Origin of the sequence: Pseudomonas medicaginis (genome assembly GCF_965119365.1) — a bacterium.
Taxonomy (GTDB): domain Bacteria; phylum Pseudomonadota; class Gammaproteobacteria; order Pseudomonadales; family Pseudomonadaceae; genus Aquipseudomonas.
Genome location: NZ_OZ221631.1, coordinates 1369136 through 1384951, shown reverse-complemented (window position 1 = coordinate 1384951; position 15816 = coordinate 1369136). Strand labels below are relative to the sequence as shown.

At 52.2% G+C, this 15816-nt stretch carries 16 protein-coding genes and 1 pseudogene; 11 read left to right on the top strand and 6 right to left on the bottom strand.

The features are described 5' to 3' along the window. Positions 1 to 92: 92 nt before the first annotated feature. The 7 genes from ACMTA2_RS05980 to ACMTA2_RS05950 all read left to right on the top strand — a co-directional run bounded on the left by ACMTA2_RS05980 (position 93) and on the right by ACMTA2_RS05950 (position 6308). A complete protein-coding gene (locus ACMTA2_RS05980) occupies positions 93 to 1421 on the top strand; it encodes a tyrosine-type recombinase/integrase (protein ID WP_027605406.1) in 1329 nt (442 codons plus the stop codon). 424 nt (positions 1422 to 1845) lie between these two features. Beyond that, positions 1846 to 2121, top strand: a complete 276-nt coding sequence (locus tag ACMTA2_RS05975; RefSeq protein WP_039592136.1) for a hypothetical protein — start codon at positions 1846 to 1848, stop codon at positions 2119 to 2121. A gap of 288 nt (positions 2122 to 2409) precedes the next feature. Beyond that, positions 2410 to 3390: an integrase domain-containing protein gene (locus tag ACMTA2_RS05970; protein ID WP_039592137.1), complete on the top strand. Its 981-nt coding sequence runs from the start codon at positions 2410 to 2412 to the stop codon at positions 3388 to 3390. Continuing rightward, complete coding sequence (locus tag ACMTA2_RS05965; RefSeq protein WP_039592138.1) at positions 3387 to 3662, top strand: hypothetical protein; 276 nt, start codon at positions 3387 to 3389, stop codon at positions 3660 to 3662. The genes ACMTA2_RS05970 and ACMTA2_RS05965 overlap by 4 nt, the downstream gene beginning before the upstream one ends. Before the next feature lie 75 nt (positions 3663 to 3737). After that, on the top strand, positions 3738 to 4340 hold the full coding sequence (locus tag ACMTA2_RS05960; RefSeq protein WP_152668444.1) for a DUF4760 domain-containing protein: 603 nt from the start codon (positions 3738 to 3740) through the stop codon (positions 4338 to 4340). A 12-nt stretch (positions 4341 to 4352) separates the two neighbouring features. Further along, a complete protein-coding gene (locus ACMTA2_RS05955; protein ID WP_413794111.1) occupies positions 4353 to 4718 on the top strand; it encodes a hypothetical protein in 366 nt (121 codons plus the stop codon). Positions 4719 to 5582: 864 nt separating this feature from the next. Further along, positions 5583 to 6308: a hypothetical protein gene (locus ACMTA2_RS05950; RefSeq protein WP_413794110.1), complete on the top strand. Its 726-nt coding sequence runs from the start codon at positions 5583 to 5585 to the stop codon at positions 6306 to 6308. A gap of 4 nt (positions 6309 to 6312) precedes the next feature. Here the strand turns inward: ACMTA2_RS05950 and ACMTA2_RS05945 are convergent. Then, positions 6313 to 6522 (bottom strand): annotated as a pseudogene (locus ACMTA2_RS05945) (lysis protein); the annotation flags it as partial. Positions 6523 to 6716: 194 nt separating this feature from the next. After that, positions 6717 to 8924, bottom strand: coding sequence for a hypothetical protein (locus ACMTA2_RS05940; RefSeq protein ID WP_413794109.1), 2208 nt, complete (start codon positions 8922 to 8924; stop codon positions 6717 to 6719). Positions 8925 to 9223: 299 nt separating this feature from the next. Here ACMTA2_RS05940 and ACMTA2_RS05935 point away from each other — a divergent pair, with 299 nt between their 5' ends. The 4 genes from ACMTA2_RS05935 to ACMTA2_RS05920 all read left to right on the top strand — a co-directional run bounded on the left by ACMTA2_RS05935 (position 9224) and on the right by ACMTA2_RS05920 (position 13312). Beyond that, entirely contained in the window at positions 9224 to 10597 is a 1374-nt protein-coding gene (locus ACMTA2_RS05935; protein WP_413794108.1) for a transposase, read from the top strand. Positions 10598 to 10895: 298 nt separating this feature from the next. Beyond that, the gene (locus ACMTA2_RS05930) at positions 10896 to 11105 is read left to right on the top strand and encodes a hypothetical protein (RefSeq protein WP_027605401.1); all 210 of its coding nucleotides are present in this window, start codon (positions 10896 to 10898) and stop codon (positions 11103 to 11105) included. Between the two features lie 539 nt (positions 11106 to 11644). Further along, positions 11645 to 11974, top strand: a complete 330-nt coding sequence (locus tag ACMTA2_RS05925; protein ID WP_413794107.1) for a hypothetical protein — start codon at positions 11645 to 11647, stop codon at positions 11972 to 11974. Positions 11975 to 12058: 84 nt separating this feature from the next. Continuing rightward, positions 12059 to 13312 (top strand): hypothetical protein, encoded by a 1254-nt coding sequence (locus ACMTA2_RS05920; protein WP_413794106.1) that lies wholly within the window; start codon positions 12059 to 12061, stop codon positions 13310 to 13312. 56 nt (positions 13313 to 13368) lie between these two features. Here the strand turns inward: ACMTA2_RS05920 and ACMTA2_RS05915 are convergent, their stop codons facing one another. The 4 genes from ACMTA2_RS05915 to ACMTA2_RS05900 form a co-directional block, all read right to left on the bottom strand. Then, positions 13369 to 13695 carry a low molecular weight protein tyrosine phosphatase family protein gene (locus ACMTA2_RS05915; RefSeq protein ID WP_413794105.1) on the bottom strand — a complete coding sequence of 109 codons (327 nt, stop codon included), beginning with the start codon at positions 13693 to 13695 and terminating at the stop codon, positions 13369 to 13371. Continuing rightward, positions 13692 to 13886, bottom strand: coding sequence for a hypothetical protein (locus tag ACMTA2_RS05910; protein ID WP_413794104.1), 195 nt, complete (start codon positions 13884 to 13886; stop codon positions 13692 to 13694). The genes ACMTA2_RS05915 and ACMTA2_RS05910 overlap by 4 nt, the downstream gene beginning before the upstream one ends. Positions 13887 to 14207: 321 nt before the next feature. Next, positions 14208 to 14888 (bottom strand): glutathione S-transferase family protein, encoded by a 681-nt coding sequence (locus ACMTA2_RS05905; RefSeq protein ID WP_413795600.1) that lies wholly within the window; start codon positions 14886 to 14888, stop codon positions 14208 to 14210. Between the two features lie 125 nt (positions 14889 to 15013). Further along, positions 15014 to 15760 carry an SDR family oxidoreductase gene (locus ACMTA2_RS05900; RefSeq protein ID WP_413794103.1) on the bottom strand — a complete coding sequence of 249 codons (747 nt, stop codon included), beginning with the start codon at positions 15758 to 15760 and terminating at the stop codon, positions 15014 to 15016. Positions 15761 to 15816 lie beyond the last annotated feature (56 nt).

Below are 15816 nucleotides of genomic sequence, written 5' to 3'. Positions count from 1 at the left end.
CTCTGGGGTTCCACCCCCATCTCTTGCAAGCCAGCCTCTTTTTGGTACATTTTCTGTACATATTCCAGTTCGAGAACCGGAGGTGTACAGCGATGCCATTGACCGCCTTGCAAATCAAAGCGTCCAAGCCTGCCGACAGACCGTTCACGTTGAGTGATAGTTCGGGTCTTGCCTTGCTGGTGAAACCCAACGGCAGCAAGTATTGGCACTTCCGGTACACCTATCAGGGGCGGGCGGCGCGCATGTCACTGGGTGTGTATCCGCATATCTCCTTGCAGGAAGCCCGTGAACGAGCTGCAGAATGCCGCAACCTACTCAAGCAAGGCACCAACCCCGGCGCCAAACGCCGCGATGACAAACTGCGACAGCAGGAGGCCGGGCTCAACACCTTCAGGCGAGCCGCGGAGTACTGGTACCAATTCAAATCGGACTCCGGCCGCAGCAGCGCGACGCTGAAGAAGATCCGCGACTATCTCGATAAGGATCTACTGCCCGCTCTCGGCGAGAAGCAACTGGAGCTCATCACGCGAAGCGACTGCGCAAAACTGCAGGCCTGCATCGAAAAACGAGGCGCCTTCAATGTTGCGGACAAGACCCGGACCTGGCTGAAACAGATTTTCAGTCAAGCCATTGCACGCGGCCTGTGCGAACACAATCCAGCCTCCGAACTCCATGCCATTGCGATAGCCCCACCGCCCACTCAACACTACCCACATCTGCACGAACACGAACTACCTGAGTTTCTCCGGGCCTTAAGCAAGACCACCAGCCGGCTACCAGCGAGGATTGCATCATGGATGACAATTCTGACAGCGAGCCGCCCCGGCATGGTTCGCTACGCAAAATGGGAGGAAATCGATTTTGAGGAAGGGATATGGACCATCCCGGCCGCCCGCATGAAGATGCGCAGAGACTACGTCAGCCCTCTACCTCATCAGTTGATCGCCATGCTTACCAAACTGAACCAAAGCACTGGCCGCAGTCGGTATCTATTCCCAGGCAATGGTGAAAAGCAGCCAGTCATCAGTGAAAACACGATCAACCTGGTGTTCGCCAAGATCGGCTATAAAGGACGACTCGTCAGCCATGGCACTCGTCATACCGCAAGCACGCTGCTGCGCGAACATGGCTGGCTGAAGGACCATGTCGAAAGCCAGCTGGCTCACGTCGAGGGCGGCATCTCTGGCGAGTACAATCAAGCCCTATACCTGCCGCAACGTCGGATCATGATGCAGTGGTATGCAGACTATCTCGACGCCCTCAAAGAAGGCATTACAGCCAACCTTCGCGATCAATTTGATACTCGCGTTAATCAGTTCCTCGCACGCCCTTCTGCACCGCCTCTAACAGCATCCCATGCACACAAAGATGATCACCTCCAAAAGTTGCCTATCGAGACAGACTCAACGGCGACTCAGTGATCACGTGACGCCTCACCAATTCGACCCGGTCGACGACAACATCATCGCCTTGCAAAACTACCGTGGCGCATTCCAACACTGGTAAGTCGGTGAGATCTCCACAGCCCAGCCTTCCACGCGGGTCCATCCAAACAGGGCTGCAAAGCCGCCCTGCTTGTATGGACCTCACTTAAAAAATCTAAAGCCCATACAGCTGTCTGTGGAAAACCACTGATTTCCACCGGTGGATAATTTCACCCACCGCCGCAGAACTCCGGATAATTCGAGCCTTGACCCGAATTATCCACAGGCGTAAAAAAGATCGGGCAAAGCGCTGTCGTTGACAGCAACTCAGGTAGCCAGAACCTTTAAGGCTACGCCACACCGTGGTGGTTCTCCCAAAGTGCGATGAGCGTCCGGCGGCTCGCACAGTCACAGCGATGTGATGGATGCCTACTTCTACCAGAGTGCCCACTGCGGCAACTCACACCCCTTCGTAGCTGCCCTGCAGCAACCTATCCGCTTGGCCATTTCATTGCGCCAACCTGCGCCCGTCTCTTTCTTCCGGAAAGAGACGGGCGCTCCTACCGCTGCTGCAGCCCATCTCGTACAAGGCTTTGCGGCATTTCCCCTCGTGACAATCGGCGTGACAAACACCGAAGTCACCAGCAACGGCGATGCAGATGATGGTGCCGCAGCCTACGGAATGGACTGCACCTGACTGACAGTCAGGCATGCCCCGGTCATCGCTTCACTGCCTTCACCTGACTCAGGATCTCGCGGCACTGGTCTCGTCAGCCAGTGCAGCCTCCACCCGCCCACCGGTAACGGTGTTCAGGAGGCCAGATCATGAGATGCCCAAGCTCCCGGTCGTAAAGAGCCGACAGTCCCGCGTTAGTGGACAACCCTCACAGGTCGCAGGGGCCTTGATCCCTGATAACACTCAACATTCTTGGCGGGATGACGTGGGGAAAAGCTTCAACGTTTTGACTTCGAGAGGAGTTTGATCATGGCGCTGGTCGGTAAACGGGATGGGCGCAATTTTGGCTATGGCCGGCAATTGAGCTACGCCGGGCCGCAGGCGTTGAAAGACATGTTCGGCGGTGGGCATTACGGCACGGTCAAGGCGCACAGTGATCGCTGGCAGGCGTTTGTACGCTGGTGTCGGTCGGAGGATGGACCAGGGTTTAACGATGCGCGACAAATTGATCGGCAGACCTTGCTGGACTACGCCGGGTATCTGCGCCAGCAAGTTGAACAAGGTGAGCTCGCTATCGCGACTGCGCAAAACCGATTATCCAGTGTGAATCGGACCATGGCCGCGCTGAGAGGTGATCAGTATGTGAAGGTGTCGAGTCCGAGCAAGGCTTTAGGACTGCAGCGCACAACCGTCCGCACAGCAACCCCGCAAGGCCAGGATCGTGAACAGGTGAAGCGGATCGTCGAGGCGCTCTGCGAATACCAACTGCCGCGCGCGGCTGCCATCGTGCAGCTGGCCCGAGCCACAGGCATGCGCTTACGCGAGGCGATTTTGGCCGACCTTCCGCGCTTGAAACATGAGGCCGAACAATACGGCAAGATCAACATCCAGGACGGTACCAAAGGTGGCCGTTCAGGCGCGTCAGCACCTCGCTGGATCAGGGAGGATGATCATATTCGTGACGCACTGAGGTTTGCCGAAAAGGTCTCGCCCGACGATAGCCGCAACCTGCTTGCACCGAACGAACGCTACCTCGATTTCTTGCAGGGAATCGTCGGCCCCGCACGGGACATCCTCTATAAGAACAACCTCAAAGGCTTCCATGAATTGCGGGCAGCCTATGCATGCGAACGTTATGAGCAAATCACCCATCATCCCGCGCCTATCAACGGTGGCCATTGCTATCAGTTCAACCGACACCTCGATCAGGAGGCCCGAGTACAAATCAGCTATGAGCTGGGGCACGGCCGTATCGGCGTGGTATCGGCTTACATTGGTGGTCGAGCATGAACACGGCATTCGATATGGAGCTGTTCCTGGCGGGCGTCTTGACCGGGTCACACACCACACGCCAACGCCACCTGCGTCAGGCGAAGACTATCCAAACAGCGATCGCTGAGCGCTGGCAATGCGACAATCCATGGACTTGGCAGAGAAAACACCTTGCATGGTTTTTGAATCACCATCTAAACCAGCGCACTGAATCGACGCGCTATTACTATTTGCTGACCATGCAATTACTCACTCATCGTCTAGGAAAATCCTGGCAGTTCACCCCCTAAGCGAAGGTCAGAAAACGGCCAAAAGCGGACACTCCCGCGAGTCACCGTAGCGTGGCACGCTAAGCTGAAGTAGCATTGAGCTATCAACGCACCGCGATGATTTTAAAAAATGCTACTACGAAATGGCACCAAGCGTTAAATATTACAATCAACTTATGTGGCGAAAAAGTGGGGCGTGGAATGTATATAAATATCGATTGGCTACTAAATGGAATTGAAGTTTTTGCCCTATTAATTATAGGATTAGGAGTTTTACACCTATCGACACTAAAAAAGAAAGAGCAGCTGCGCGAGAAAAAAATTTATGCCTCGTCATTTATAAAGTCTTGGAATGGCCCCGAATTGCTAAAGAGCAATAGGGTAGTTCTGCTTTCTGATAGAAATTGGAAAGAGCTAAACTATGCGGGGCTAGAAAAGCTCATAAAAGAAGATCAAGAAGAATATTTCAAAGCAATAACGCTTCTTAATTTTTTTGAGGAGATTGCTCAAGCCATAGAATTCAGCTTGGCAGATGAGTATTATTTAAGGCGTTACTTTTTAGCGACAGTAATTTCTACTCACTCTACTTTTGATCGTTTCATTGAGAACCTTCGAGAGCGAACAGGATCACCTTCCCTTTTTACATCATTTGAAAAAATGGCTTATCGCTGGCGGAACACTCCGTCATCCCTACGTTAAGGAAGACACAATATGAGCGGCGCTCCTATAGTCCCCGACAATGTAGAAGGCAATCGGGTTTCCGTTTCTCAACAAGTTATTAGAACTATCGACTGCCCAAACTCTGACTGCAATCAAACCCTAAATATTACCGAGCTTAGCGCTGGAGCGAAAATAAAGTGCCCGAGCTGCAAGAATTACACTTGGGCTCCTGAATATAAATCTCGCTGGTGGCAGAAACTTAGAAATTTTAGTGTAGCCATTATAGTTAGCTTTGCTGTCGGGATACCTTCCTCGCTAGCTGCACCAACTGTGTCTGACTTCTTCGGGCGCATTAAAATAGTAGACTCAAAGGAAAATAAAGAAAGCACCAAAAATCATGGCGAGTCAGTAAAATGAACGCAGTTGTATTTATAATACAATTTTGAATAATGGTGAAAAACAAATTCATTTTACTTATCTGCTTTGGGCGTCTCTTGGGTGCGAAACTTTCATAAGGGGGCGCCAAGTCAGTCACATGGGTACGGACATTATGATAACGGGTTCAGGCTCAAGTGCCATTATGTACTATGGCGCGGAAGTTTTCGGAGATAGGTGATCGTGATTTTACAATTGATGACGTGCGTCAGCGGTGTTGCCTACTTGATAACTACCATAGCATGCAGGCTGCTTTTCTGCCGACCGATATAATTACAATACTGAAGGCTAGGCAGGGAAACACCTAAGCTGTTTCGAGAGGCGTGACACTCAGAAACACCTTACAGGCATCACCTCATTTAGAATTATACCCTCATGATCGGCAGCTATTGGCCGGATTCAGGCCCAACGTCACCCTTCCTCCGAAATGCTGTCGACCGAATTACGCAGGCCTGATAGGCTCGCAATGCAATCAATCCTTGGTCGCCGTCTCCGGTGACTCCGATAATTCGTTGAGTATGCGGAGGTCATCGTCCAGGCCGCCGCTGAGATCGCGTCCCAGCCATGAAATCGCTCTTACCAAGATTGTATTGGGGGAAACTCCAATTAGATAGGCTTGGCTTCAACTCCCCTTCGATCCACTATCGTTGTTGTGGATGACGTCATTACGCGAGGTGTAAGCTTCGCCGTCGCGAAAAGACTTCTATCTCGGTCGCCAAGAGCCGATGAAGTCGATGGGATTTTTTCTCGCAAAAACTGCACACCCTCCGATAGAATGGCCAGACGAAAGTTAGCTGGCGCGCTGTAACTACCAAGAAATCAAAAATTAACTATTGGAAAAAATACATGCAAGATGCACGCGGTCGAAAATTGAAAAAACTTCTTAAGGGTAATGAAGCAAAAAAAGTTATAGACTTTTACTCCTCCGGCTTTTCAGATTATCTCGCCGCTCGCGTATTGATAAACGCCGCCTTACTTCCTCAGGGCGCAGTGTTAGCATCTACAGCACTTGAAAAATACTTAAAAGGAGTCATGGCTGTAAATGGAAATGAGAGCCATGGACATCTAAAAAAAGCTCACTGGGAGTCTCTCAAAAATTACTCCAAGGATCTCTATAACGCATGCAACGTAGATTTTCTAAAGTTGTGTCAAAAATCTTATCAACTGCGATATCTTGATGATCTCCCCAACGGATACAATCTAGTAATAGCCCAGTTAGAATTTTTATCCGAGTTAGATAGGACCGTCGAAAATTTCGAGTCAATCGTAGCAGAGGGCGAGCGCCCTAGAATGTATGAAGCTTTCAAGCACTTTAAAAAACCCGAGTTATTTCTTAACAACTCAATACTTGGCGGACCAAAATCCCCCTCATCACAAAGCAACTATCAACACATATACGAAGTTCGATCTAATGGGCCGGCACTTGTAGAAGTCCGTTACGAATCAAACGGTGCGGAAATACGATCAGGCTTTTTGCGAGAAGGTTTGGTGGAAAATGATCAATTGAGTTTTGCAACAGCGTTTCCCATGCCTACTGATGCTAACAAGCCTTCGAATGGGTTGTCATATTAAGCAATCACTCGGACAACTCTCTCACATAGGCCTGACAAGCCTGCAGCGCGATCAATCCTTGGTCTCTGGTATCGCTGATCGCGACAATTCGTTGAGCATGCGCTGGGGCAAGTCGGGCGCACGCTCCTCCATAAACCACCCCGACGGCGCCGGTACCGGCGGGCACTGAACAGCCGCCGGTTGAATCCCTGAGGTAGAACGGGACTGACAACCTTCCTAGTCAGCTTTGGGTCGATTTCAGCCGGTAGCGGAAGGCAAAAATCGGCCAAAAGCAGCCATCAACCGTCACCTTCCTAAAGGCGCGATTGTCTAAATGGCCTCACGCCCAGCCGGCGTGGAGGGCAGAAACTTCACGCTAGGCATGTAAATCGAACATTTGATGTCATTCATTGGTTCGGGCCGCTTCCATTAATGGATGTCGAACAAGTATTTACAGTAGTCCCACACAGCACCGGAGAAAATCGCACCTATGGCCACCGTGAAAAGGGTGGCCGTCCTGCGGCCCAAACTACTGATAAGAGAAGCCGGTCTCCATGTAACTAAATTTTGATTGGCGTGAGTCAGATGCGGCGACCACAGCATGGCAGCGATTACAGGAATCACGCCGAGCCCTATTGCAGTGATCGAAGGTAGAGAGATGGAGTTGCTCCAGTACTTTACAATGAGGGCATAGGCGGTGATAGAAACAATCAAAAACAACACGCTAGGGCAGACAATCACCTTCAAAATATAGACGAGGCGATCATAGCTTCTTCTGATTTGGCCCTCGGCGGTCGCCGTTTCATTCAGCTGGGTCTCGGTGGCCAACCGAATCCTTCTCTCGGACTCAAGCTCTGAGCTGACGCCATTTAGGTTACCGGATACGGCTTCCAGATCACGCGCCACAGCCAAGCGGTTTTGTTTTTCCTCCTCTAGCTTGTTTCCGGCAGCTTTCAAATCTTCTGATACCACACCGAGATCATGCACCGCCGTGTTATGCAGAGCGATTAGCTCCTCCTTGACGAGTTCAAATACTTCCTCATTCGAAGCACTTGCGCTTCTGAGGCGAGTGCGTAACGCCTGGTTCGTCAGCAGGACGTTTATTGTCGTTTCGGTAAAGTCTCCCACATCCTCAAATCGGGATATGGATTCCAGAATCTTGACGGTGACCTTTTCGTCCTCAGCGTCGAATGATTGAAAGTAGAGAGACAGTCTCAAGCTGTCGACCAAGACGACATCCAGCTCAGCGCTTCTGGGGATCCAAAATTGTATAAGTTGGATCAGGCTACTGGGATGAAGTACCAAAGGCAGGCCGCTACCTTTAGCCGAGCGTTTTTGTCGATCAAAATTAATCAAACGCCAATCTATAGTAACCGCCCAGTATTCGACGTCGAAAGGCGAATGATCGTTCTCCGAACGCCGATCCTTGACCGCGTGCCACAGAACAGAGTCATGAAGTAGAGTCTCGTAACCCTTGCGCTTGGCCTCAGGCAGCTCCACCTCCTCACGACCCATCTCAGTGAGAACGTCATCAATAACATCCTGCCTGACATTGTACCTGGCAGGGCTTGCGTCCAATATTTTGATGCCCTTCCCTTCAAGAACAGACCGCATGTCCTCTACGTAGGGTCGAAAGAATACTTCCGCACTCAGGCCCGGCGTCTTCGAAGCGGCATCAAAGAATTTCTTTGCAATGCTGGGAAGAGGTTGGGTCAAGGCGGACCGTGACATAGCTCTGGATGTACGTATTCGTTCAACCATTCGAATTTGACTGGTCAAAACCCGTTGTGCCTCGTCCAGCGTACTGGGTAGGACGTAAAGCACTATTTCAAAATTCTTACCCGTACGTTCCGTGATCTCAACCAGAGAAAGCGCCGAATCGTCCCCAGGGTTATCGTGTAGCTTCAGGATGGAGAAAAGAAAATTGGTATCAAGCACCACTTTAACTGTGCGCTTCTTTCGTTGACCTTCAATAGCTTTCAATGTGGTGGCATTGAGCTGAGAAGCCTCAGCAAAGAAGTGAGCCCTCATAAGGCGCAGTACATGGCTTCGACACGCTTCATTTGCTGGCGCAAAAAAAATGGACAGCGTATGCCGTAGTCCTTCCTGACAGGTTTGGGAGTACTTTGCGAGAAACGGATCAAGCCAGTCGACGTCTCGTTCGAGCTGGCCATCTACAAGGAGATGGAACAAGTTGGCACCAGAGACCTGGACCGTGCGCTGAAGGCACTTTGTGAACTCACCGTAAACGTGTTCCGCGTCGAGCCTAGGGCAGAACTTCGTACAGTTGACCACAAATACTTCTTGGCAGGTTTTTGCCTCCTTTATTGCAATCTCTCTGGCCGCTGCAAGCTCTGCTCGCTTGGCTTCAGTGAGTTTGTATTTCTTGGCTATAACCGAGACCGCACCCTGTGAAGACAGAGTATCCAGCTGCGCCAGAAGCAATTCCTCAACAACATTGGTGCAAAGATCATCTCTCAGCTTCAGCTGGAGTTCGCCTAAGCTCACCGGTTTGCTAAGTTGCCACAAAGCACTTTGTACGACCTGGCCCAAGGCTTTTTTCCACCACCCTGACTCGTTCAGTTCAACGTGGTGTATTAGGGAAACAGTCTCAGCAGACAGCGGTTTCGTAATCATTGACCTTCCTTTCTTCGCCTGCAAAACACTTCCTTAAATTGACGTCAAAAAATCATACGAGTGCTAGAGAAGCACAGTCTAGAGCGATGTAATCTTGATACGCTACTATTTTGCCATACGCACCACAAGCTCAATGTACGGGCGTAGAACCGAGCTTAAAAATTGAACAAATTAATCAGGAACAAACCAAGATATTGGTACTGCTGACCGGCCGCTTCGGGTCGATTCTGTTGAAAAAGTAGCTCCCCTTTCTGGCCTGCGGCAAAATCGCTGCATTGGCCAGCAGGGAAGCACGCAGCATGATGGGACAGTTATCGAGTGGGCAGGAGCGGCTGTTTTACTCGTTCAACCTTGAAGATCACATCCCCGCCAATCACCTTCTGCGCAGCATTGATCAATGTCTCGATCTGAGCGACCTGCGCCATTACCTCGCCGATTTCTACAGCCCGATTGGGCGTCCGTCGATTGATCCAGAACTGATGATTCGTATGCTGATCGTGGGCTATTGCTACGGCATTCGCTCAGAGCGCCGACTGTGCGAAGAGGCCCATTTGAACCTGGCGTATCGCTGGTTCTGCCGGTTAAGCCTTGAAGATGAAGTCCCCAATCACTCGACCTTTTCCAAAAATCGACACGGCCGTTTTCGGGACAGCGATCTCTTTCGCTGGCTGTTCAATGAAGTGCTGCGTCGTTGCATGGACGCAGGCTTGGTCAAAGGTGAAGGCTTTGCCGTAGACGCCAGCATCATCAAAGCGGATGCCAGCCGGCAGCGCGGTGTACCGGGTGATGAACAGGTCAACTGGAGCGATCTGGCCCTGAGCACCCGCGCCGTGCGTGAGTATCTCGAGGCACTCGATGAAGAGGCTCTGGCCGAAACGCTACCGAAGCGCCTATCGCTGACTGATCCTCAAGCCCGCTGGACCGCAGCTCCAGGTGGCCCAGCGTTCTACGCTTACGCCACGAATTATCTGATCGATACCGAGCACGGCGTGATCATGGATGTGGAACCCACACCGGCTCATCGAACCGCAGAAGTCGAGAGCACCAAGACGATGATCGATCGGGTCGAAGCGCAGTTCGACATCAAGCCGGAGCGCCTCATTGGCGATACCGCTTACGGTACCGCGCCGATGCTGGCCTGGATGGTGGAGGAAAAAGACATCGAGCCGCATGTGCCGGTGTGGGACAAAACCGAGCGCAAGAACGACAGTTTTTCGAGCAACGATTTCCACTGGAATGAAGAGGCTGAGGAATACCGCTGCCCGGCCGGCAACCCATTGCGCAGCGAATGGCGAGCCTTCAAGAATGAGCGTTCACACGTCACCAAAGCCAACACCATCATCTTCCGATCCCGGCAGACCGACTGCGCTACGTGTCCGATGAAAGCCAAGTGCTGCCCGAACACTTCGATTCGCAAGATCGCTCGCAGCGTCCATGAAGCCGCTCGCGATGTGGCTCGGCGCATTGCAGCAACGCCGGCATATCAGCGCTCTCGCCACGAACGTAAAAAGGTCGAAATGTTGTTTGCCCACCTCAAACGCATCCTGAAATTGGATCGCCTGCGGCTACGTGGCATGAGTGGCGCGACGGATGAGTTCACGCTGGCCGCAGCGGTGCAGAACCTGCGACGGCTGGCCAAATTTTCATCTCAAGGGCCACCAGTCACGGGATAGGTGCGCCTGCACCAAGCAAAAAACCTCAAATTAACCCAATAGCAGAGCAGCAAAGGTCACCGAAGGGCCGAAAAACCACTCAATGTGGTGAGTAGGTTCTCCGGTGGTGGTCGTGCCTGAGTTTGGGCCAGCTGAAAATCCGACTTTTTCAACAGAATCGGTCGACTGCGGCCCTTCGTGACTGGCAGCAATCGACTGTGGATGCACCATCCTCCCGGCGTCCTTCCGACCATGCGCAACTCCCTACCGAGGTCAGTAATCCCCCTGCTACGCTGAAAATTTCACGGAGGATTGCACAATGCCAAACTCAGACTTACTCCCTTCCCTGCTATTTAAGATCAACGAAAACCAGCTCGCCCTGGAGGCCGCCATCATGGAGCTTTCGAACTGGGTAGAGATGCGCGGATCGGCGGACGTCGCCGACAATGTTCGGGGCGCCCTGGACACGATCGATCGAAACGAGGAGTTCATCAAGATAACGCTTGCTGTACTCATGACGCCCGACTAATCGCGAAAGTTCGCCATGTGTCGGTTCGGCATTTTTTGGTAGACCTGGGAGTCTATCCGTAACCAGTTTTTTGTAGATATCATTCACAGCTCGTCGGAAATTGGATGGAGAAATCCAATCAAGCTTCCATCCACACCAGTCCTTACTGGAGGCAGGTAGGATGTACACTTCACGGTACAACGTGGAAGTGTACACATGCAAAAAACTATGTTAATTATACAGTTATGCTATTATTCGAGTCTCCCTCGGGGCACCATCTTAAAGAAAGACCTTGAAATTCAAGGTCTTTTTTTTCGTCTGCAGGAAAGTGATTGGCGATGACCCAAACCAATCCCGATGATTGGCTTGGGTCTGCTTGGGTCATGGCTAATCACTCCCTTTGTGGCGAGGGGATTTATCCCCGCTGGGGCGCGAAGCGGCCCCCAAATACCCACGACCCCAGCATCCCCAAGGTCGGCCCCAATCCGCTTCCCAAGACATGAGCCATCAACCCAGTCTCACCACATCCCCCTCACCCAGTCACTAAGGACTTCACCCCCATGGAATTGCTGCTGGAAACGGTCGCTCTTTACTCGCTGAAGCTGGCTTATGAGACGGAAGGCCACAGCCCGATCCTGCGGGATGATCCGTTGATGGGCGGTTGTGATCGGGAGGTTTTTGGGTTGCTGGTGCGGCGTGGGGATTTAGCTGGGATTCATGCGACGCTAGAGCAGTGTTTGGGGCGGGCTCTGGAGGCAGTTGGGGGCGAGAAGACCGTCCTGGGGCTGGAGTTGCAACGGTTGGCAGAGGATTTCAGGGCTGCGCCAATGATGGAGGAGCTGAAGGCCCCGCTCGTGGCGCTTCGGGATTATTTGAAGGAAATCCAATGACCGATCAAGTTGAGCAAGAGCGAATAAAACCTAACACTTAAGTCGATATACCCCCCTTAAACATCATGATTAAAGGAATTAAGCATGAGCACATCCGACACCACAGCAATATCTAACAGCGAATCAAAGCTTAAAGATTATGCACTTAAAGTTCTAAATGAAGGCAAATGGTGGTTAGTACCCGCTGCCACGCTATTTTCAATTCTCCTACTTTGCAAATATTTGTGGGTTATCGGCCACCCCGAGCTACTGCTTGAGTCCATCGGAAGCATACCCAATCTTTTGGTCTGGCTAATTTTCGTAGTGTTTGGACTACTAATTATATTGCTGCTAACAGTCATTCCCTCGCTTAGTTTTTCACTTTGCATGAGCATAGTCACATCCAGCCGCGAGAATGAAATAATTCTGGCCAGACGTTTCGTGCCTATTGTTTTATTAGGTTTCGCTCTGCTAGCAGGAATGCTGTTGGCCTCTGCATTCGATATCATCTTCGAACCGTGGAAAGTTTTTCTATTAGTCGTCACTTCGTCAACAGCGCTAGCAGCATGGGTACTTGTGGGCAACCAAGAAAAAAGGATTCGGTTTGTAAGTCTTGGATTCGGACCAATCAAGCCTTGGAAGCGCTTTTTTGCCGGTGTTACAAAAGTTTTGGCAGCTGGAGCTTTCCTAGGATTTACTGCAATGACAGGAGTTTTTCCAGCACAGCTTGCGCTTGGGGCTTGGCGAGGAGCCGAGCCTGGCTTGGAAGCGACGGTGGTTATCGGATATTGCTTGGCCTTCATGTTAATTTCAATGTTCCCGGTTATGGCCTTTTATACACTACAGGGGACCACGACAAATCGATTGCTTAAAGCCACCGGGGCACTAGGATTGGTATTTATCCTAACCACCTTCTTATTGCCACCGGTCCTCGACCTTTGGGCGTTCGCCGCTGGAAACCTAATGAGGCTTCGGGACAGCCGCCCTCTACCGTATTTGGTAGATAAAGCTGATTATCCATTCGCAACCTTCGATTCAAAGCTGTGGGAGACATCGCCTATCGCTAATGACGAAAAGTTCTATACGATTCAAGCCTTCAAGCAATACCGCTTTGGCGACATCCTATTATTATGCCCGGCCCGATATGCCAATCTGTCTCTGAAACGCTTGCCAACATACTATGATGAGTGCCTGACTACGGCCGCTTCCAAAGTCAAACCAGCTTCGCCACGAATGAAAGCCCTTACCTCCCCCCGTCCTCTGGACGACGAAAGAAGCTGTGCATCCGTACGGTCACCTACACGCCCGCCACTGAAAACTAACGAAAGCAGAACGTGCCTGTTTCAACATCCCCTCTAAGAACGGGACAAGCAAATCCAACGCTCAGTTGTAAGGAAGTGGCGCTTCAATCGAACCTACGGAGTTAGGTAGAACGTCACTTCACTTTCAAGCACGTCCACCAGCTCAGGATCCATGAAACGATAGTCATCGGGAATATCCAGAACATGCAACCGCTTGTGCTCAAGCAGCCGAGCGTACTCCGCCCGTAGACGATGCTCGTGCTTACGCTCCATGACAAAAATGACATCGGCCCAACGGATATCCGCTGGGCCGATAGGTTTGCGTGCGTTCGGGCTGGTGCCCGCCGAACGAGTGCTGAAGCCAGGACGTCGGCGCCAGATCGCCTCCCCGGTAGGGCTGCGCCATTGGTTACGACTGCAAACGAACAGGAGATTAATCACTCTTGATCCAACAGTTGGCGGGTGGTACGGATGGGATAGCTCATACCGAGCTGACGCGCCCGGTGCAACTTGTCGGCACGGGTGTAGATCAGCTTCCAGTTTTTTTCTGGTTTGGAGTCCTGCGGGCTAATCGCTTCGCGCCCATTGCTCTTGCGGGATTGGGCGCGTCTCCAGCTACGGGTTCTTTCCATGGTTGTTTCCTCGTGAGTACCGGGTTCAGCAGCCGCGGTAATACGAGTAGTGAGATGGTAAGCGTGAATTGGGGTTGTGGCTAGTGTGGGCGGGGTTGGATCGCTGCGGTTAGAGGGTCCGTAACGGCTGTCATTTCGGGATAAAAGTAAGGGGGAAGATGTCGACCCATTGCTAGCAAAAGAAAATAAATCCGCCCCCTTTTTGGTCTTAAGGACTATCTGAAAGATATTCTATAAAAGGAACATCATTCCCACGCTCAGCGTGAGGATGCATCCAGCGACGCTCCGCCCCCTCCCGCATCCCCTGCGCATCGGCATTTTTCAGGCTTGCGTCACAATAGCCAAGAGTGCCCTCTGCTCCTGTAAGTGCTTGCGGAACCGGATGGCATAGTCCTCTGCAACGGCCGCCTGAATGCTGGGACGGCCGGCCAGCGCGCGACGCCAGTCAGCCACCCGATGCAATCCTTCGAACAACTGATGTTCGGGCTCGAAATCCAATATGTCGAAGTAACGAAAGACGGGAGCCATGGCGATATCGACCAGGCTGAACCTCTCGCCGGCGAAATAAGGTCCGCCGGATATTTCACCGTTGAATCGTTCGAGCTTGGCTCTCAACGCAGCAGATTTGCCAAGGGCTGTCTGCTGGTCGGTGGCGTTCAAAAATCCCCATGCGTCCGCCAATGCAGCAGAGGCGAATTCGACCCATGCACGGTGTTGGGCCCGGCCCCACGCACTTGATGGATGCAACGCGGGTTCCGGGTAGGTCTCCTCCAGGTATTCACAGATGGCGACGCTCTCGAATAGAACGGATTCGCCTTCATTACTGGCAGGAAGCTTGAGCAGTGGAACCTTACCGGCTGGGGATATCGCCAAGAACCAGTCTGGTCTGTCGCGAAGATCTACATCAATACGTTCAAAGGCAAGGCCCTTTTCCAGTAGCACGATGGCCACCCGCTGAACGAATGGGCACAAAGGATGGCTGACAAGTGTGAATGGTGGCATTGGAATAGGCCCATCGAAAAAATAGAAGCCCGCCGCCCGAAAGAGGACGGGCCGTATGAAAGCCACGCCGATGAGAAAGCCTGAGTTGCATTCAGCTTTCCATAAAAGGCAGGAAGCGTTGGCAACTAGAGCGAACGACCACCGTCGACGATGAGTTCCGAGCCAACCGTCCACCGCGACTCGTCCGACGCCAGGTACAACACGGCCTTGGCCACTTCCTCGGGCGTACCGAACCGGCCGAATGGAATGGTCGCGGCGATATCCTGGTTGACCTGTTCACGGTAGGCATCGGGGATACCGAGTTTGTCGTAAAGCGGCGTATCGATCGGGCCGGGGCTGACCGCATTGACGCGAATACCACGCGGGAGAAGTTCGCTGGAAAGCGTCTTCGACATGTTCAGGAATGCGGCCTTGGTCGCGCCATAAACCGATGAACGCGCGTCACCGAGGTGCGCACTCACCGAAGTATTGAGCACCACCGACGCAGGGTTTGCGAAGACCGGTAGCAATGCCTGGATCAGGAAGTACGGCCCCTTGACGTTAATGTCGAAAGAGCGATCAAACATTTCTTCCGTCCACTCTTCGATCGGCAGCCAAACGGATACGCCTGCATTGAGAAAGGCAACATCGAGTTGGCCATAGTGAGCCTGAACGGCCTGCGCCAGCTCCTTCTGCGCATCGATGCTGGCTGAGTCAGCACGCAGTACCAATACTTCGCTTCCCAGTTCCGCCTGGGCCTTTGTGATGGACTCCGGATTGACGCCGGTAACGATCACGCGGGCACCTTCGGCGAGGAACTGCTTGGCCGTTTCCAGGCCAATGCCACTGGTGCCGCCGGTGATGAGAGTGCGCTTGCCTTGCAATCGGGACATGTCAGTTTCCTTTTCGGTTTTTCACGGTCAGCCGATGGACTGACCTGCCTGAGGGA